Genomic DNA, 16,703 nt, shown 5'->3' with positions numbered 1-16,703 from the left:
TCACCGGCATTGATTGCCTCGCGCAGGTGCTGCCTCTATGTGACAAGCCGCATCCGGCGTTCAAGCCCTAATCGACGATGAGAGTGAGCATGGCTGTCGCAGCCCTAGCCGAAAGCGCGCCTCTGGCAGGCCATCCCAAGACCCGGTCCTTGAGAGCCGTCCGCACCTGGCTTTACATCCTGGCGGCCTTGGTCGTCGCCATGATCGCCGTCGGCGGAGCGACGCGTCTCACCGGCTCCGGCCTGTCCATCACCGAGTGGAAGCCGGTCACGGGGGCGATCCCACCGTTGACCGAACAGGCTTGGCTGGCCGAGTTCGAGAAGTATCGCCAAATTCCGCAATATGAACTCATGAACAAGGGCATGAGCCTGTCCGAGTTCAAGTTCATCTATGCCTGGGAATGGGGGCACCGGCAGCTCGGCCGTCTCATCGGCTTCGTTTTCTTCTTGCCTCTGCTCTGGTTTTGGGCACGCGGCGCCATCAAAGGCAAATTGGTCCTGACGCTTGTCGCCATCGGCGCGCTCGGCGGCCTGCAGGGGGCCATCGGCTGGATCATGGTGGCCTCGGGTCTGGAACCCGGCATGACCGCCGTTGCTCCGATCAAGCTCGCTCTGCACCTGACCGTCGCAAGCGTGATTCTGGCCTGCCTCGTCTGGGTGGCCGCCGGGTTGAAAGACCCAGAGGAGATCCCGAACGAGGGGAATATCGGTCGGTTCGCGCCACGCTTCCTGGTCGGCCTCGTCCTTCTTCAGATCGCGCTTGGCGGTCTCGTCGCCGGATCGAAGGCCGGGCTCACTTACAATACCTGGCCGCTGATGGACGGCGCATTCGTCCCGCCAGGTTCGGCGCTGTTCGTGGTCAAGCCGTGGATCGAGAACTTCGTCGACAATGTCGTCCTCGTCCAGTTCAACCACCGCATGGTAGCTTACGCCATCGTCGCCTTCGCCCTCTGGCATGCGTGGTCGTTACGCCGCCAAGCGCCCGCGTCGAAGGCTTCTCGGCGCTCCACGGCGCTCGCCGGCCTGACCCTCGCGCAAATGGCTCTTGGCATCGTCACGCTGCTGTTCGTCGTGCCCCTTTGGGCCGGGCTGGCGCATCAGGTCTTCGCCATGGCCGTGCTGGGCATGGCGGTGGCGCATGCGCGCGTGAGTGGGCTGACAAAGGCCGCTTAAGCCCGCTTCGGCATGAACAGCCCCGGCACGGAATGGATCAGGGCGTTCAGGGCGAAGCCGATGAACATGAGGCCCGACACCCGCGTGATCGCGATCTCGTAGCGCCGATAGGTCTTACGCACGGCGCTCGCGCCGATGATAGCGACGAGAATCGCATAAGCGACGATTCCGCCGAGACAGCTCGCGACGAGCAGCGCGGGCAACATGCTCCAGGTCAGCGCGCTCGCCTTGGCGGAAAGGAGCGCCGTCAGCGTGGCGACCGCGACCGGATAGGCCTTGGGGTTTGTCATGCCGAAGGTCAGGCCGTGCAGCAGCGGTCGGCGGACCGGAATGTCGATTCGGCCATCGGCGTTTCTCTTGACGCGAATCGCTCTCCAACCCAGCCAGAACAGATAAAGGCCGCTGACCGCTCCCAGAAGATCGAAAACGAAGGAGCCGATGGTGGTGACGCCGATAATGGCGACCAGCGCGAGAGCAGACCACAGGACGTCGCCCGCCAAATGCCCGATCAGGAAAGCCGCGCCCGCGCGCCGACCGCGATCCGCGCCGATTCCAAGGACCGCAAGCACCCCGGGGCCTGGCGTGATGCCATAGACGAAACCGGCGATGCCCGCCGAAAGGAGGAGCGAGAGGTCCATGTGAAATCCAGGAGACGTGGTGAGGGATGACAATGCGATCTTATGTAAGCGGAAGCTCGCCGGTTACGGAAGTCCTGCTTTGCGGAGGCCTATCCGACTCTGTCGTCGCAGCACGTGTTGTTGGGGAGCGGGGCGAGCGGATGCCCTGCGGCGCGAAGCGCGGCAGACTGTGAGATGCGGAGCCTTTACAGTGGCGACCGTGAATGCTGGGTTTGGCTGGGGATATGCACAGCGTTTGGCGGCCGACACCGGAACTGAAGGGTTGCTCTGCTACATAGAAGCAATGTTAATGTACGTGTCACTCGACTGCGCAAGGTCGTAGGAAAAGAGTTATTGGGAGTCGGGCATGAATGTGCTGGTCTTTGCTTCGCGAAAAGGTGGCTCTGGCAAGAGCACGCTCGCGGCTCATCTCGCGAGCTATATCGCCAACCCTTCTCGGCCCACGCTCCTGATCGATGCCGACCCGCAGGGCTCGTTGTCGCTTTGGCATGAACTGCGCGGACAAAGCGACCTGAGCCTCAAGCGCGGCGCGCGCTCTCTGGACGAGACCCTCAAGGAAGCCAAGCGCGACGGCTATCAGTGGGTGCTGATCGACACTCCGCCGAACAAGTCGCCCGCCGTCGTCGAGGCCATCAAGCACGCGACGCTGGTCATCATTCCGACCCGGCCCGGCCTGTTCGACATTGCGGCGCTTCAGGACACGGTCCAGGTGGCGCGCGAGCTGCGCAAGCCCTACGCCGCCGTCATCAATGGCGCTCCCGCCAAGCGCCACGACGTCGAAGTCCCGATCGTATCCGATGCGCGCGGCGCGCTGAACGCGCTCAAGGTTCCGGTCTGGTCCGGGCAGATCACGCATCGCGCCGATTTCTCGCTCGCCCTCGCCGCCGGAGAGGGCGCGAAGGAATTCGAGCCGGATTCGCATGCGGCGGAAGAGATCCAGCGTCTCTGGAACGCGCTCGACCGTTCGCTGAGCGCCATTCATACCGCCTATAAAAAAGCAGGTTCGGGGCGCGCGGCGGCCTGAGCCCATTTTTACCGAAGCGGAATGTTTAAGGGCCCGGCATGACCGGGCCCTCAATTTTTGCGTCGCTGAATCTGAGACCTTTAGGCAGCGTCAAGAGCCTGGTTGAGGTCGTCGATCAGGTCTTCCTTGTCCTCGATGCCGATGGACAAGCGCACCACCTCGGGACCCGCGCCGGCTTGCGTCTTCTGCTCGTCGGTAAGCTGACGATGCGTGGTGGAGGCGGGGTGGATGACCAGCGAACGAGTGTCGCCGATATTGGCGAGGTGCGAGAACAGCTTCAGATTCGACACCAGCTTCACGCCCGCCTCATAGCCGCCCTTGAGGCCGAAGGTGAACACCGCGCCCGCGCCCTTGGGGCAATATTGCTGGGCGAGGTTGTGATAGCGGTCGGAACGCAGGCCCGGATAGCTGACCCAGGAGATTTTGCTGTGCTGAGCCAGATGCTCCGCCACCGCGAGAGCATTGTCCGAATGACGCTGCATGCGTAGCGGCAGGGTCTCGATGCCGTTGATGATCAGGAAGGCGTTGAAAGGCGAAAGCGCCGGTCCGAGATCGCGCAGGCCGAGGACGCGGCAGGCGATGGCGAAGCCGAAATTGCCGAAGGTCTCGCCCAGAACCATGCCGCCATATTCGGGGCGCGGCTTGGAGAGCATCGGATAGCGGTCGTCGCCCGCGAAGTTGAACGAGCCGCCATCGACGATCAGGCCGCCGATGGAGTTGCCGTGCCCGCCGAGGAACTTGGTGGCGGAATGCACGATGATGTCCGCGCCGTGCTCGAACGGCTTGATCAGGTACGGCGTCGCCATCGTGTTGTCGACGATGAACGGGATCCGGTGCTTCTTGGCGATGGCCGCGATGGCCTGAAGGTCGACGATCACGCCGCCCGGATTGGCGATCGACTCGACGAAGATTGCTTTGGTCTTCGGCGTGATGGCGGCCTCGAAGCTCGCGGGATCGTCGGCGTTGGCCCAGGCCACGTTCCAACCGAAGTTCTTGTAGGAATGGTTGAACTGATTGATCGAGCCGCCATAGAGCTGCTTGGCCGCCACGAACTCGTCGCCCGGCTGGAGAAGGGTATGGAACACGAGGAATTCGGCGGCATGGCCCGAGGCGACCGCGAGAGCGGCGGTTCCGCCCTCAAGGGCCGCGATGCGCTCTTCCAGCACGGCGCAGGTCGGATTGCCGATGCGCGAATAGATGTTGCCAAAAGCCTGAAGGCCGAACAGCGAGGCCGCATGGTCGACATCGTCGAAGACGAAGGACGTGGTCTGATAAATCGGCGTCGCCCGTGCGCCGGTTGCGGCGTCGGGCGCCGCTCCTGCATGAATGGCGAGCGTGTTGAACCCCGGCAAACGATCAGTCATTGCAGGCGCCTCTTCCTCGAGATTGTTATGGATCGTTCTATTTAAAGAACGAAACGTTCGGCCGTCAAGGGAGTTGCCGTCGGGAGATCTATCTGGGCCGATTGAGGCTGAGTTTCTGGAAACCCTTGCCGGAAAGGACCGGCTTCTTGGCGCTAAGCATCCGTGAATTGACGCCCTGCCAGGAAATTTCGCCTGACAGCCGCCCGAACTCGATCTTCGGGCAGCGATCCATGACCACCTGAATCCCTTTGGCTTCCGCCCGCGCGGCCGCCTCGTCGTTGCGGACGGAGAGCTGCATCCAGATCACTTTCGGCAGGGGCTGCAAGGCCAATGCCTCGTCCGTAATGGGTCCGGCGGCCTCCGAGTTGCGGAAAATCTCGACCATGTCGATCGGACCGGGCACTTCGGCGAGACTGCCGTAGACCTTTTTGCCCAGAAGCTCATGGCCGGCGATGCCGGGATTGATGGGAATCACGTCGTACCCACGCTCGAGCAAGTATTTCATGACGATCCAGCTCGGGCGCGCCGGATTCTGCGAAGCTCCGACGAGCGCAATGGTCTTCACGCTTTGCAGGATGCCGCGGATATAATCGTTCGGGTAATTGTCGTGGTTCATGCGGGAAACGTATGGGATAGGGCAGGGCAGTTCAATGAGCATCATGCGCCGATGACATCGCACCAACCGATCATGACCCTCGACGCGTTGAGGGAGTTTCTCGACCGGGAATTTCCGCAGATCCATGTTGGGGGGCGGACCTACGAGCTGGAAGAGATCGGCCCGTTCTCCGCTCGCATGCGGATGGATTATCATGAAAAGCATTTGCGGCCCGGCGGCACGATTTCCGGGCCAGCCATGATGGGTCTTGCCGACGTCGCGCTCTACGCCGCAATCCTGGCTCATATCGGCCCGGTGCCGCTCGCCGTCACCACCAATCTCAACTTCAACTTCCTAAGAAAGCCGGAGCAGCAAGCGCTCATCGCCGATTGCCGCCTGCTGAAGCTTGGCAAGCGCTTGGCGGTGGGCGAGGTGTCCATCTATTCCGAGGGCAGCGAGGACATCGTCTGCCATGCCACGGGAACGTATTCGATTCCTGACCGGCGGTGAGAGCCGAGCGCAGTGGAGAGGGTTTCCCGGGCAACCGCGCAAGAGAACGCTATGCGCCCTTTGGAGGCACCAACGCGTCGTCGATTGCCCGCGCCCGCACAGCCGCGGGGCGGGTGCTGATCCGCTGCCAATAGCGCTCAAAGGCTGGCCGTTTCTCCAGTGTTCCAAACATCATGCCCCACCCGATCTGGGAACCGGCATAGACATCGGCCGCAGTGAACCGATCGCCGGCGATATAGTCGGACTGAGTGACTGCATATTCCAGGGCATTCACCACGTCCTCGACGCTGCCGTAGCCTATCGTGCCTCGCCGCTCCTTGGGGACCTCGAAGCCCAGCGCTTTGTTGCTCAAGGAAGCCTCGACCGGTCCGGCCGCGAAGAACATCCAGCGGTAATAAGGACCACGCCGAGAATCGCCCGGCGGGGGAGCCAGGCCGGCATCGGGGAAGGCATCCGCGAGATAGGCGCAGATCGCCCCCGCTTCCGTGACCACCGTGTCGCCATGCCGGATCGCCGGCACCTTTCCCATGGGGTTGATCGTGAGATAGGCTGGGGCCTTCATCGTCGTGCCATACTCCAAAAGCTCGGTCCGATACGGCTGACCGACTTCCTCGAGCATCCAGCGCACGATGCGCCCGCGCGACATGGGATTAGTATAGAAGACGAGTTCGTCGGTCATGAGGGTGCTTCCTCTCGTAGGGCCTCGAGGATTGTAGTGAGGGGTGCCTAAGCTTACAATCTCAACCGAGGATGCGGTAATTAGCTACCGTATATGCGGTATTTAGATACCGTTACCGCAAAAGGCGTTGATTTGTAAGGGTTTTGGAGGTTGCTTTGCATGGCGATTGTCGTTGACTTGCGTCCTTAAACCCTCTACTCACCCCTCACTCGCCGCCGCAATTCGCGGCGGTTATCGTTTTCAGAACCTGAGCCTTAAAGGCTCCAACGGGAAACAGCGCGATGAAGACTACTTCGCTGAAGCCCGCCGAGGTCGAGAAGAAGTGGGTGTTGATCGATGCGAAGGGCCTCGTTGTTGGCCGTCTCGCTACGATCGTTGCCATGCGCCTGCGTGGCAAGCACAAGGCGAACTACACGCCCCACGTCGACTGCGGCGATAACGTTATCGTCATCAACGCCCAACAGGTGGTGTTCACCGGCCGCAAGCGCGAGCAGAAGGTGTACTATCACCACACCGGTTATCCGGGCGGCATCAAGGAACGCACCGCGAAGTTCATTCTCGACGGTCGCTTCCCTGAGCGCGTGGTCGAGAAGGCTGTGGAGCGCATGCTCCCCCGCGGCCCGCTTTTCCGCCAGATCATGGGCAACCTGCGCGTCTACGGCGGCGCTGAGCATCCGCATACCGCTCAGCAGCCGGAAGCGCTCGACGTTGCTGCCCTCAACAGCAAGAATGTGAGAGTCTAATCATGGCGACCCTCCAGTCTCTCGCCGATCTGGGCCAGAACGCCCAGGCCGCCGCTCCGGAAGCTCCGAAGCACGTCCAGAAGCTCGACGCCCAGGGCCGCGCCTACGCGACCGGCAAGCGTAAGGACGCCGTCGCTCGCGTGTGGATCAAGCCCGGCTCGGGCAAGATCGTCATCAACGACCGTCCGGTCGAGGTGTATTTCGCGCGCCCCGTGCTCCGCATGATCCTCGCGCAGCCGCTGCAGCTCGTGAGCCGCGATGGCCAGTACGACATCGTCGTGAACGTCGCCGGCGGCGGCCTCTCCGGTCAGGCCGGCGCGGTTCGTCACGGCCTCGCCAAGGCGCTGACCCACTATGAGCCGGAACTTCGTGGTCCGCTCAAGAAGGAAGGCTTCCTGACCCGCGACTCGCGTGTCGTCGAGCGTAAGAAGTACGGCAAGAAGAAAGCCCGCCGCAGCTTCCAGTTCTCGAAGCGCTAAGCGTCGAATTTATCTTTGCGAAAGGGCGGTCCACGGGCCGCCCTTTTTGTTTGTCCGCGCTCGACGGGATTGTTGACAGCAAAGAACTTCGGGAGCATGGAAACGGCCATGAATAACACGCTGATCATCCGCCGACGCTTGTCGAACGCTCCCGCTGCGCGAGCGCGATGACGGCTGTCCCAGTTTGATCGCAAGCCGCGCTCACCGCGCGGCTTTTTTGTTTTCTCTGAAGCCATATTCCTTATATCAGCGGCCTGACAGGCAGATCGGAGCGGCTATGACGACCATGACCACAAACGCAGCAGGGCTTGGCCAACAGGCGAAGACGGTCTTCATCGACGGCGAAGCGGGCACCACCGGCCTTGGCATCCGCGAACGTTTGCTGGACGTTCCGGGCATTGCTATCCGCAGCATCGCCCCCGAACTGCGCAAGGATCCCGCCGCGAAGCGGGACATTCTGGCCGAGGTCGATCTTGTGGTGCTGTGCCTGCATGACGATGCCGCGCGCGAGACCGTGAGCCTCGTCGAGGGTTTGAATGGCAAGCGCCCGCGCATTCTCGACGCCAGCACGGCGCACCGGGTCAGTCCCGGCTGGGTCTATGGTTTCGCCGAACTAGCACCGACGCAGCGCGACGCCATCGCCAACGCTGATCGGGTCGCCAATCCCGGCTGCTATCCGACCGGCGCCATCGCGCTTATTCGTCCGCTTGTCGATGCGGGCATCATTCCGGCTGATTATCCGATCAGCGTGAACGCGGTCAGCGGTTACAGCGGCGGCGGCCGCTCGATGATCGAATCCTATGAGGCAGGAACGGCTCCGGCGTTCGAGCTCTATGGCCTCGGGTTCGAGCACAAGCATGTGCCGGAACTCCAGCGCTACACGGGCCTGAGCCGGCGGCCGATCTTCATTCCGTCCGTCGGCAATTTCCGGCAGGGCATGCTCGTGAGCGTGCCGCTTCACCTCGACATGCTGCCGGGCAAGCCCAAGGCCGAGGATCTCGAAGCCGTGCTCAAGGCCTACTACAATCGTGGTGGCCTCGTCAGCGTGCTTCCGACGGTTGGCGACAAGCGCGTCGAGCGCATCGAGCCCGAGGCTCTGAACGACACGGACCGGATGGAATTGTGCGTCTTCCGGCATGACGCATACGGACATGCCGTTCTCGTCGCCCGCCTCGACAATCTCGGCAAGGGCGCATCCGGAGCCGCTGTCCAGAATATCCAGTTGATGCTGGGTTTGGCCTGAGGCCCAAGGCATTCGTCGGCGAAGAGTCATTCCTTCGCCGACAGACAAGTGGTCACTTCAATCAGGAGTGAGCCCGCTTGTGGTGGCTGGTGTCGAGGGTGCTTCCCTCGAACGCCACTAGCCGCTGGCGCTGCTCGCCGAGGCCTTCGATCCCGAGGCTCATCACGTCTCCCGGCTTGAGAAAACGTTGCGGCTTCATTCCCATGCCGACCCCGGGCGGGGTTCCTGTCGTGATGACGTCTCCGGGCTCGAGAATCATGAAGTGCGAGACGTAGGACACGATCTGCGCGACGTTGAAGATCATTGTCCGGGTCGAGCCCGTCTGCATACGCTCGCCATTTACGTCGAGCCACATGGACAGGTTGTGCGGATCGGGGATTTCGTCCGTCGTGACAAGCCAGGGGCCGAGGGGGCCGAAGGTCGGACAGCCTTTTCCCTTGGTCCAGGTGCCGCCGCGTTCGATCTGATATTCGCGCTCGGATACGTCGTTGCACACGCAATAACCCGCCACGAATTCCATGGCTTCGTTCGCGCCCACATAGGACGCGCGCTCGCCGATGACGATGGCAAGTTCGACCTCCCAATCGGTCTTCTGCGATCCGCGCGGGATGATCACATCGTCATTGGCGCCGACGATGCAGGAGGGGGCCTTGTTGAAGACGATGGGTTCTGCCGGGATTGCCGCGCCGGTTTCAGCCGCGTGATCGGCATAATTCAAGCCGATCGCGATGAAGTTGCCGACTTTGCCGATGCAGGGGGCGAGGCGCACCCCTGCTGGCGCGAGCGGCAACGTTCTCGGATCAACTGACCTGAGCCGGGCGAGGGCACCCGCCGCAAGAGTTTCGCCGGTAATGTCCGGAACGATGCCCGATACGTCGCGGATCTGACCGCTTGAATCGACAATTCCGGGCTTTTCCTGCCCGACCGTCCCAAATCGCACCAGCTTCATCAAGCGCTCCTGTCATCCCTGACTTGATCTTATTTGGCACATTCATGAAGCGGAGCAACGCACTTTCTCGACGTAAATATGTTGCCGTTTTGTCACGAAGGCGCACAAATTGCGGAATTTTGATCGCTCAACGGTGGATGGAAAAAACTTCCTACGGTTGATCAAGTATACTGGTTTATATATGAACCATGTTTGGATGTTCTTGGTTTTGAAGTAGACGAATAGTAAAATTCAAAACAAAATAGAATAAGTGCTGTTGGATCGGATCGCGAACGGCGAGCCTTCGTTTTTCATTAACCGATTGCGGCCAAATTAAAGCATGGGCAGATTAAGTCTCAACGCGGGATTCCGCGGGCAGAATCAGAACTGATCCAATTAGGGCAGGATCCTCCATGAGCCGTTTCAATCGTTCGTTGACCCTGGCCGCGGTTTCCTTCGCGGCTCTCATTTCCGCTCAAGGGGGAGCCCAGGCGGGCGCCTTCGCTCTTCGTGAGCAGAGCGCCACAGGCCTCGGCATGGCCTTCGGCGGCGTCGCAGCCGGTTCGGCGGGCGTGTCGTCCATGTACTGGAACCCGGCCACCATCACGATGCAGCCCGGCTGGCAGTTCGAGGCGCACGCCAGCGGGGTCATTCCGCGCTCCGACGTCACCCCGACCTTGACCGTTCCGGGTAGCTTGCTGGCTCTTGGTGGGGCTGGCGATGTCGGCAGGGATGGGGTGGTTCCCGCATCCTATGCCAGCATCCAGCTCAATGACCGGCTCTGGGTCGGCCTCTATACCGGCGCGCCGTTCGGGCTGACCACGAAGCCGAACACGACTTGGGCCGGTCAGCTCTATTCCCGGACGACCTCGGTGCTTTCGGCCGAGATTGAGCCGACCATCGGCTACAAGGTCAACGATTGGATGTCGATCGGTGCGGGTGTCCGCGCGCAGTACTTCAAGGTTCGCTTTTTCTCAGCCGTCGGACCGACCCCGGCCGCGCCGTCGCCGTTCGCTGCGAGCGCCGGTCTGGAAGGCGACAGCTGGGGCGTCGGCTACTCGCTCGGCGCGAACTTCACGCCGTTTGCCGGAACCGCGATCGGTGTAGGCTTCCGCTCTGCGGTCCAGCAGGATCTCAGCGGCAGCTTCCAGTATTTCGGCATTCCGATTAAAGCCAACCTCATTCTGCCGGAATCCGTTTCTGTCGGTGTGAGCCAGCGCGTTACCGACGCGTTCACTCTCCACGCCACGGCGGAATGGACGAACTGGAGCCGTCTGGGCTTCCCGCGCGTCACCGACGGCCTGACCGGCGGGCTCCTGGCCCAGTCGCCTTACATACCGCTCGACTATAAGGATGGCTGGTTCTTCTCGCTTGGTGGCGAATACATCATCAATCCGGCTTGGACGGTTCGCGCGGGTCTCGCCTACGAAATCTCGCCGATCGACGTCCATACCCGCACCCCGCGTCTTCCCGATTCCGACCGCATCTGGCTGTCGCTGGGCACGACCTACAACTGGAGCGATCAGCTCTCGTTCGACCTGGCCTATACGCATATCTTCACGGTCGGAAACACCGACATCGACATCTCGCCCGGTAACCCGACTTTCCCGACCCGCGGCGTAGTGCTCGCGGCGAAGGTGGATGCAGGGGTCGACATCATTGCGGCTTCGATCAAGTATCGCTGGGACAACCCCGCGAAGCCGATCCCGGCGCCGATTGTTCGCAAGAACTAAGAGCCCGCAAGGCAAATCGAACAACGAGAAAGGCCGGCATGATGCCGGCCTTTTCTTATGAGGTCGTCATTTTACAGGCTCGTCCGGTTGTCGCGGGCACCTGTTTGGCCTCCGAGCCCGCAGCGCTCGAAAGACGTTCATGAGCTAAGTCAGGCGGCATGACATGGCGAGCCTGCGTTTTGTATGAGGACGACAAAGCTTTCGCCTCTGGTTCATCCCAATGAGCACACTCAACGCAGATCTGGAGAGTTTATCCCAGGCTCAGAGGGCTGCCATTAAGCACGTGACTGCTCGGGCGGTCGCCGACGGCAACTCACCCCCGAGCTGGAGAGACTTCTGCGGGAGGCAGGCGCTGACCCCTCCGCCTTGGATGAGGTCTTGTCCAGGCTCCCACCTGAGAATTAGGCCGCGCCGCGCTTCCAGTCTGTCATTCCGAGGCCGCGTCGGCGGAGCTCGACCCAAAGGGCCGCGCCGAAGGCGTAGAAATCCGAGATTTTAAGCCGTCGGCGTGTGTAGGTTCCGGGTTCCGCTTTGCGGCCCCGGAATGACAGGGTGGAGACGATCGCGATCGCCGAAACGGCCCCCGCGTTTTTTTAGCGGCCTCTAAGCCCGTGCGAGAACGTAAGTCCCGGGCGCATCGCCAAGCGGCGCGAACTTGCCGCCGCCGGGCTCGCGGGCCGCGACCGTGCGGGGGGCCTGCTCCCTGACCCAGGACAGCCAGTAGGGCCACCACGTCCCGGGCGTCTCGGTGGCGCTCTTCACCCAATCCTCCAACTCGCCCTCGACGGGGCCGCCGGTCCAGAATTGATATTTCGGCTTGTTCACGGGGTTGATGACGCCGGCGATATGCCCCGACCCGGCAAGGACGAACTCGACCGGGCCGCCGAAGGTTTTCGAGCCAACGAAGACCGAGCGGGCAGGGGCGATGTGGTCTTCCTTCGTCGCGAGATTGAAAATCGGGATCTTGATCTTCTTCAGGTCCAGCTTGGCGCCCGCAATCTCCATCTCGCCCTTGGCCAGCTTGTTTTCGAGGTAGCAGTTGCGCAGGTAGAAGGCGTGGTTGGCTGCCGGCATCCGGGTGGAATCGGAATTCCAGTACAGCAGGTCGAACGGGAAGGGCGCGTGACCCTTCATGTAGACATTGACCACGTAGGGCCAGATCAGGTCGTTCGGCCGCAGCATGTTGAACGCGTTCGCCATGTGCGCGCCCTCAAGATAGCCGCGCATCTTCATACTGGCCTCAAGGGTTTTGATCTGCCCTTCATCCGCGAAGACCTTCAGATCTCCTGCGAAGGTAAAGTCCACCTGCGCGGTAAAGAAAGTCGCGCTGTCGATGCGCTTGTCGCGCTTTGTGGCCATATAGGCGAGGGTCGAAGCCAACAGGGTTCCGCCGACGCAGTAGCCGATGGCCGTGACCTTCTTCTCGCCTGTGGCCTCGTGAATTGCATCGAGCGCAGCGAAAATGCCTTCGCGCATGTAATGCTCGAAACTCTTTTCGGCATGCTGCGCGCCCGGGTTGACCCAGGAGATGCAGAAGACCGTGAGCCCTTGTGAAACCGCCCACCTGATGAAGCTCTTCTCCGGGTTCAGGTCGAGAATATAGAACTTGTTGATCCAGGGTGGCACGATCAGAAGGGGTCGCTTGAAGACCTCATCCGTGGTGGGAGAATACTGAAGCAACTCTATTAATTCATTGCGGAAAATGACTTTTCCTGGGGTCGTCGCGATGTTGACGCCCACCTTGAAGCCCGTCGGGTCCGATTGACGGATTCGCAACTCGCCCGCGCCGGCCTCGATGTCCTCCGCGAGCATGGTCACGCCGCGAACGAGGTTCGCACCGTTCTGCCGGAAGGTTTCGCGAATGAGTTCCGGGTTGGTCATGAGAAAATTCGAAGGCGAAAGCGCGCTCGAAATCTGCTTCAGGTAGAACTGGGCCTTGTGCCGCGTGCCATCGTCGATTCCTTCGGCGCCATCGACCATCCCTTCCGCCCAACGGGATGTGATCAGATAAGCCTGCTTGAGAAAGTCGAAGATGGGGTTCGTCGACCATTCCGGGTCCTGGAAACGGTTGTCCTTGGCTTCGGGCCGCACGATGGGCTCTGCAGGCTCGCCTTGTGCGCGTTTGAGCGTCGACGCCCAAAGATCGAAAAACTGCGTGCCGAGGCGACTCTGCGCTTCGACGGATTTCTGTGGATCGGACATCCAGGCTTCGGCCACATGACCGAGGGCCTTGATCGCCTCCTCGGTTTCGCCGGACATCCGGGGTTTGGTCTGTTGCTGCTCGAGGGGCTTGAAATAAGCGGCGGCGGCTTTCCCGGCTCCTTCGATGAAACGAGCCATATTGCGGGACAGCTCCTCGAAATCCGGAGTCGAGGGTTGTGCCTTCTCGTCTTCGAGCGGTGTGCTCATAAGGCGCTCTCCCGACGGCCCGCCGCCATTGCTCATGAGCCGCGTTTCCGACATTTTAGCCATTGAGCCCTCATATATGCCAGACACATGTTACGATTCTTGGAACACACAATGCGTTTTTCGACCCCTCTGACGTCCCGCGCCTCCCTCGCTGGCTTGGCGGGCCTCGCCCTTATGGGCCTTGCGGCCTGTGCCGGCGATTCCAATCCCGCGCGTGATCTCGTGGCGTCGGTCGGTGCGGGCCCCAAAATGGCGACGACGCCGGATTTCGTCTCGACGACGAGGCCGGCTACGTTGGAATACATGCCGGTCGGCACGTCGAATCCGGGCCGGACGACCGCTGCGAAAACCGCTGACGAGCTAAAGGCAGTCGAGGCTGAACTCGATGCGGCCCGGACGCGGAACGAGGCGGCGGGAGCCGCGGCTGCTCAATTGGGAGGCACCCCCGCGCCGGAGCCCGTCGTTCTTCCGAAAAAACCGGGTTCCGTTAGGACACAGTAAGGGCTAACAACCGATTCAAATTTGCTGCTCGAGGATCAAAGCCATGACGGATTTTTACCGCATCAAGCGTCTTCCCCCTTATGTCTTCGAGCAGGTCAACCGCATTAAAGCCGCCGCCCGTGCCAACGGGGCCGACATCATCGATTTGGGGATGGGAAACCCCGATCTGCAAGCCCCGCAGCACGTCATCGACAAGCTGGTTGAAACCGTCGGCAAGCCGCGTACGGACCGCTATTCGGCTTCCAAGGGCATCACGGGCCTCCGGCGCGCCCAGGCGGGTTATTACGAGCGTCGCTTCGGGGTGAAGCTGAACCCCGATACGCAGGTGGTCGCGACTCTGGGCTCCAAGGAAGGCTTCGCCAACATGGCGCAGGCCATCACGGAGCCCGGCGACGTGGTCCTCGTTCCCAATCCCAGCTACCCGATTCATGCCTTCGGCTTCCTGATGGCGGGCGGCGTGATCCGTTCTGTCCCGGCCGAACCGACCCCCGATTTCTTCCCGGCAGCCGAGCGCGCCGTGGCGCATTCGATCCCCAAGCCCGTGGCGCTGGTGGTCTGCTACCCCTCGAACCCGACGGCCTACGTGGCCTCGCTCGATTTCTACCGGGATTTGGTCGCCTTCGCGAAGAAGCACGAGCTGATCCTGCTCTCGGATCTCGCCTATTCCGAGGTGTATTTCGACGAGGCGAATCCGCCACCCTCGATCCTTCAGGTTCCGGGGGCGATCGATGTGGCGGTGGAATTCACCTCCATGTCCAAAACCTTCTCGATGGCCGGCTGGCGCATCGGCTTCGCGGTCGGTAACGAGCGCCTTCTGGCGGCGCTCGCCCGCGTGAAATCCTACCTCGATTATGGGGCCTTCACGCCGATCCAGGTAGCCGCGACCGCCGCCCTCAACGGCCCGGACGATTGCATCCGCGAGATGCGCGCCACCTATAAGCGCCGCCGCGATGTCATGATCGACGCCTTCGAGAAGGCCGGCTGGACCATTCCAGCCCCCAGTGCCTCGATGTTCGCCTGGGTGCAGATTCCGGAGCAATTCCGGCCCCTGGGGAGCCTCGAATTCTCGAAGCTCCTGGTGGAAAAGGCGGATGTGGCTGTCGCTCCCGGCATCGGGTTCGGCGAGCACGGCGACGATTATGTGCGGATCGCCCTTGTGGAGAACGAGCAGCGCATCCGCCAGGCCGCCCGCAATATCCGCAAGTTCTTCGATACGGCGGAGCAGACTCTCCACAACGTGGTGCCTTTCCCGCGAGCCGGCTAGGGGGCTTACCACCCACAGCGCATGGACATGCAACCGTAGCAGTCGTAAAGAGCAACGCGACTTTTCTTGAGGGAGCTGTTGTTCGTGGGACGTCCTCTTCGGGTCGGCATCGCCGGCCTCGGCACGGTTGGCGCATCGGTCATCCAAATCCTTGACCGCCAAAATGAAGTCGTTGCTCAACGCGGCGGACGGCCTGTCGAAGTTGTGGCCGTATCGGCCCGCGACCGGGCCAAGGACCGAGGTTTCGACCTGACCGGCTTCACGTGGTTCGACGATCCCGTGGCGCTGGCGAAGTCGGCCGACGTCGATTGCGTCGTCGAACTGGTCGGTGGTTCGGAAGGGACGGCGCTCGAGACGGTCAGGACGGCGCTCTCGCTGGGCAAGCACGTCGTCACCGCCAACAAGGCGCTGCTCGCCAAGCACGGCCTCGCGCTCGCCAAACTCGCCGAAGAGAAGGGCGTATCGCTCGCTTTCGAGGCGTCCGTCGCCGGCGGCATTCCGGTCATCAAGGTTCTGTGCGAGGCCCTGCCGGGAAATAAAGTTTCGCGTCTCTACGGTATCCTCAACGGCACCTGCAATTACATCCTCTCGCGGATGGAGCTGGAAGGGCTGACCTTCGCCGAATGCCTGAAGGACGCGCAGCGTCTCGGCTACGCCGAAGCCGACCCGACCTTCGACGTCGAGGGCTTCGACACGGCGCACAAGCTCGCCATTCTGACGAGCCTCGCCTTCGGTACGCAGGTTGATGCCGACGCCATCTATGTGGAAGGCATTTCCTCGATCACCCCGCTCGACCTCTCCATGGCCTCCGAGCTTGGCTTCCGCATCAAGCTTCTGGGCGTCGCCGAGCGGACCGAGACGGGTATCGAGCAGCGGGTCCATCCAACGATGGTCCCGAAATCTTCGGCCATCGCGCAGGTCATGGGCGTTACGAACGCTGTGACCATCGACGCGGATGCGGTCAAGGAATTGACCCTGATCGGCCCCGGCGCGGGCGGCGATGCGACCGCATCCGCGGTCGTCGCCGACATCGCCGATGTTGCCTCCGGCAAGGCGGAGCCGCCCTTCGGTCGTCCGGTTGGGCACCTCGAAAAGGCCCCGCGCGCGCCGATGCAGCGCCACGAAGGCGGTTACTACATCCGTCTCACGGTTCACGACCGTCCGGGCGTTGCGGCCGGTGTCGCGACGCGCATGGCGGAGGCCGAGATTTCTCTGGAAAGCATCCTTCAGAAGCGCTCCGAGGTCGCGGCGACGCAGGACCGGCATGGTCGCTCCGGCGCTCCCGTGCCGCTGGTTCTCATCACCTATGCGGCGACGGAGGCTGCAATCCGCTCCGCTGTGGAGAAGATCTCCGGGGATGGCCTTATCGCCGAACCGCCCCAGGTCATTCGCATCGAACGCGAGTAGCATCAATCACGGCA

General features: G+C 62.0%; 17 protein-coding genes. 10 read left to right on the top strand and 7 right to left on the bottom strand.

Annotated features, from left to right (window positions below; genetic code table 11):
• The first annotated feature begins 89 nt into the window (after nt 1–89).
• Entirely contained in the window at nt 90–1,172 is a 1,083-nt protein-coding gene (locus tag I2H38_RS14910) for a COX15/CtaA family protein (RefSeq protein ID WP_196272646.1), read from the top strand.
• Here the strand turns inward: I2H38_RS14910 and I2H38_RS14905 are convergent.
• Nucleotides 1,169–1,810: a LysE family translocator gene (locus I2H38_RS14905; protein WP_196272645.1), complete on the bottom strand. Its 642-nt coding sequence runs from the start codon at nt 1,808–1,810 to the stop codon at nt 1,169–1,171. The two genes, I2H38_RS14910 and I2H38_RS14905, sit on opposite strands and share 4 nt — an antisense overlap.
• 346 nt (nt 1,811–2,156) lie before the next feature.
• Here I2H38_RS14905 and I2H38_RS14900 point away from each other — a divergent pair, with 346 nt between their 5' ends.
• Nucleotides 2,157–2,834: a ParA family protein gene (locus tag I2H38_RS14900; RefSeq protein ID WP_196272644.1), complete on the top strand. Its 678-nt coding sequence runs from the start codon at nt 2,157–2,159 to the stop codon at nt 2,832–2,834.
• An 80-nt stretch (nt 2,835–2,914) separates the two neighbouring features.
• Here the strand turns inward: I2H38_RS14900 and I2H38_RS14895 are convergent, their stop codons facing one another.
• Together I2H38_RS14895 and I2H38_RS14890 are read right to left on the bottom strand one after the other, a co-directional pair.
• A complete protein-coding gene (locus tag I2H38_RS14895; RefSeq protein WP_196272643.1) occupies nt 2,915–4,198 on the bottom strand; it encodes an O-acetylhomoserine aminocarboxypropyltransferase in 1,284 nt (427 codons plus the stop codon).
• An 88-nt stretch (nt 4,199–4,286) separates the two neighbouring features.
• Entirely contained in the window at nt 4,287–4,859 is a 573-nt protein-coding gene (locus I2H38_RS14890; protein ID WP_324617410.1) for a CoA-binding protein, read from the bottom strand.
• Nucleotides 4,860–4,865: 6 nt separating this feature from the next.
• Between I2H38_RS14890 and I2H38_RS14885 the strand changes: the two genes are divergently transcribed.
• Nucleotides 4,866–5,303: a PaaI family thioesterase gene (locus I2H38_RS14885; protein WP_196272642.1), complete on the top strand. Its 438-nt coding sequence runs from the start codon at nt 4,866–4,868 to the stop codon at nt 5,301–5,303.
• A gap of 49 nt (nt 5,304–5,352) precedes the next feature.
• Here I2H38_RS14885 and I2H38_RS14880 read toward each other — a convergent pair whose 3' ends face one another.
• Nucleotides 5,353–5,982, bottom strand: a complete 630-nt coding sequence (locus I2H38_RS14880; RefSeq protein ID WP_196272641.1) for a glutathione S-transferase family protein — start codon at nt 5,980–5,982, stop codon at nt 5,353–5,355.
• A gap of 281 nt (nt 5,983–6,263) precedes the next feature.
• On the opposite strand from I2H38_RS14880, the gene rplM reads away from it, so the two are divergent.
• On the top strand, nt 6,264–6,725 hold the full coding sequence (rplM, locus tag I2H38_RS14875) for a 50S ribosomal protein L13 (protein WP_196272640.1): 462 nt from the start codon (nt 6,264–6,266) through the stop codon (nt 6,723–6,725).
• Between the two features lie 2 nt (nt 6,726–6,727).
• On the top strand, nt 6,728–7,204 hold the full coding sequence (gene rpsI / locus I2H38_RS14870) for a 30S ribosomal protein S9 (RefSeq protein ID WP_196272639.1): 477 nt from the start codon (nt 6,728–6,730) through the stop codon (nt 7,202–7,204).
• Here rpsI and I2H38_RS20725 read toward each other — a convergent pair.
• Nucleotides 7,201–7,440: a hypothetical protein gene (locus tag I2H38_RS20725; RefSeq protein WP_210324822.1), complete on the bottom strand. Its 240-nt coding sequence runs from the start codon at nt 7,438–7,440 to the stop codon at nt 7,201–7,203. The two genes, rpsI and I2H38_RS20725, sit on opposite strands and share 4 nt — an antisense overlap.
• Nucleotides 7,441–7,490: 50 nt before the next feature.
• Here I2H38_RS20725 and argC point away from each other — a divergent pair, with 50 nt between their 5' ends.
• The gene (gene argC / locus I2H38_RS14865; RefSeq protein WP_196272704.1) at nt 7,491–8,447 is read left to right on the top strand and encodes an N-acetyl-gamma-glutamyl-phosphate reductase; all 957 of its coding nucleotides are present in this window, start codon (nt 7,491–7,493) and stop codon (nt 8,445–8,447) included.
• 61 nt (nt 8,448–8,508) lie between these two features.
• Here argC and I2H38_RS14860 read toward each other — a convergent pair whose 3' ends face one another.
• The gene (locus I2H38_RS14860) at nt 8,509–9,396 is read right to left on the bottom strand and encodes a fumarylacetoacetate hydrolase family protein (RefSeq protein ID WP_196272638.1); all 888 of its coding nucleotides are present in this window, start codon (nt 9,394–9,396) and stop codon (nt 8,509–8,511) included.
• A 392-nt stretch (nt 9,397–9,788) separates the two neighbouring features.
• Here I2H38_RS14860 and I2H38_RS14855 point away from each other — a divergent pair, with 392 nt between their 5' ends.
• Nucleotides 9,789–11,108, top strand: coding sequence for an OmpP1/FadL family transporter (locus I2H38_RS14855; RefSeq protein ID WP_196272637.1), 1,320 nt, complete (start codon nt 9,789–9,791; stop codon nt 11,106–11,108).
• Nucleotides 11,109–11,711: 603 nt separating this feature from the next.
• On the opposite strand, the gene I2H38_RS14850 is transcribed toward I2H38_RS14855, so the two are convergent.
• Nucleotides 11,712–13,517: a PHA/PHB synthase family protein gene (locus I2H38_RS14850; RefSeq protein WP_196272703.1), complete on the bottom strand. Its 1,806-nt coding sequence runs from the start codon at nt 13,515–13,517 to the stop codon at nt 11,712–11,714.
• 111 nt (nt 13,518–13,628) lie between these two features.
• Between I2H38_RS14850 and I2H38_RS14845 the strand changes: the two genes are divergently transcribed.
• The 3 genes from I2H38_RS14845 (at nt 13,629) to I2H38_RS14835 (ending at nt 16,689) form a co-directional block, all read left to right on the top strand.
• On the top strand, nt 13,629–14,018 hold the full coding sequence (locus I2H38_RS14845; RefSeq protein ID WP_196272636.1) for a hypothetical protein: 390 nt from the start codon (nt 13,629–13,631) through the stop codon (nt 14,016–14,018).
• Nucleotides 14,019–14,061: 43 nt separating this feature from the next.
• On the top strand, nt 14,062–15,282 hold the full coding sequence (locus tag I2H38_RS14840) for an LL-diaminopimelate aminotransferase (protein WP_196272635.1): 1,221 nt from the start codon (nt 14,062–14,064) through the stop codon (nt 15,280–15,282).
• Nucleotides 15,283–15,366: 84 nt separating this feature from the next.
• Nucleotides 15,367–16,689 carry a homoserine dehydrogenase gene (locus I2H38_RS14835; protein WP_196272634.1) on the top strand — a complete coding sequence of 441 codons (1,323 nt, stop codon included), beginning with the start codon at nt 15,367–15,369 and terminating at the stop codon, nt 16,687–16,689.
• The last annotated feature ends 14 nt before the right edge of the window (nt 16,690–16,703 follow it).

Source organism: Microvirga alba (assembly GCF_015694465.1).
Lineage (GTDB): Bacteria > Pseudomonadota > Alphaproteobacteria > Rhizobiales > Beijerinckiaceae > Microvirga > Microvirga alba.
The sequence above is the reverse complement of the archived record's forward strand: the minus strand, read 5'-3'. Positions and strand labels throughout refer to the sequence as shown.

Excerpts from the sequence above, each read along its gene's own strand:
- I2H38_RS14860 (WP_196272638.1), bottom strand. The coding sequence starts at position 9,396 with ATGAAGCTGGTGCGATTTGGGACGGTCGGGCAGGAAAAGCCCGGAATT.
- I2H38_RS14840 (WP_196272635.1), top strand. The coding sequence starts at position 14,062 with ATGACGGATTTTTACCGCATCAAGCGTCTTCCCCCTTATGTCTTCGAG.
- I2H38_RS14880 (WP_196272641.1), bottom strand. The coding sequence starts at position 5,982 with ATGACCGACGAACTCGTCTTCTATACTAATCCCATGTCGCGCGGGCGC.
- I2H38_RS20725 (WP_210324822.1), bottom strand. The coding sequence starts at position 7,440 with ATGGCTTCAGAGAAAACAAAAAAGCCGCGCGGTGAGCGCGGCTTGCGA.
- I2H38_RS14890 (WP_324617410.1), bottom strand. The coding sequence starts at position 4,859 with ATGATGCTCATTGAACTGCCCTGCCCTATCCCATACGTTTCCCGCATG.
- argC (WP_196272704.1), top strand. The coding sequence starts at position 7,491 with ATGACCACAAACGCAGCAGGGCTTGGCCAACAGGCGAAGACGGTCTTC.
- I2H38_RS14900 (WP_196272644.1), top strand. The coding sequence starts at position 2,157 with ATGAATGTGCTGGTCTTTGCTTCGCGAAAAGGTGGCTCTGGCAAGAGC.
- I2H38_RS14845 (WP_196272636.1), top strand. The coding sequence starts at position 13,629 with ATGCGTTTTTCGACCCCTCTGACGTCCCGCGCCTCCCTCGCTGGCTTG.
- I2H38_RS14910 (WP_196272646.1), top strand. The coding sequence starts at position 90 with ATGGCTGTCGCAGCCCTAGCCGAAAGCGCGCCTCTGGCAGGCCATCCC.
- I2H38_RS14905 (WP_196272645.1), bottom strand. The coding sequence starts at position 1,810 with ATGGACCTCTCGCTCCTCCTTTCGGCGGGCATCGCCGGTTTCGTCTAT.
- I2H38_RS14850 (WP_196272703.1), bottom strand. The coding sequence starts at position 13,517 with ATGAGCACACCGCTCGAAGACGAGAAGGCACAACCCTCGACTCCGGAT.
- rpsI (WP_196272639.1), top strand. The coding sequence starts at position 6,728 with ATGGCGACCCTCCAGTCTCTCGCCGATCTGGGCCAGAACGCCCAGGCC.
- rplM (WP_196272640.1), top strand. The coding sequence starts at position 6,264 with ATGAAGACTACTTCGCTGAAGCCCGCCGAGGTCGAGAAGAAGTGGGTG.
- I2H38_RS14895 (WP_196272643.1), bottom strand. The coding sequence starts at position 4,198 with ATGACTGATCGTTTGCCGGGGTTCAACACGCTCGCCATTCATGCAGGA.
- I2H38_RS14885 (WP_196272642.1), top strand. The coding sequence starts at position 4,866 with ATGACATCGCACCAACCGATCATGACCCTCGACGCGTTGAGGGAGTTT.
- I2H38_RS14855 (WP_196272637.1), top strand. The coding sequence starts at position 9,789 with ATGAGCCGTTTCAATCGTTCGTTGACCCTGGCCGCGGTTTCCTTCGCG.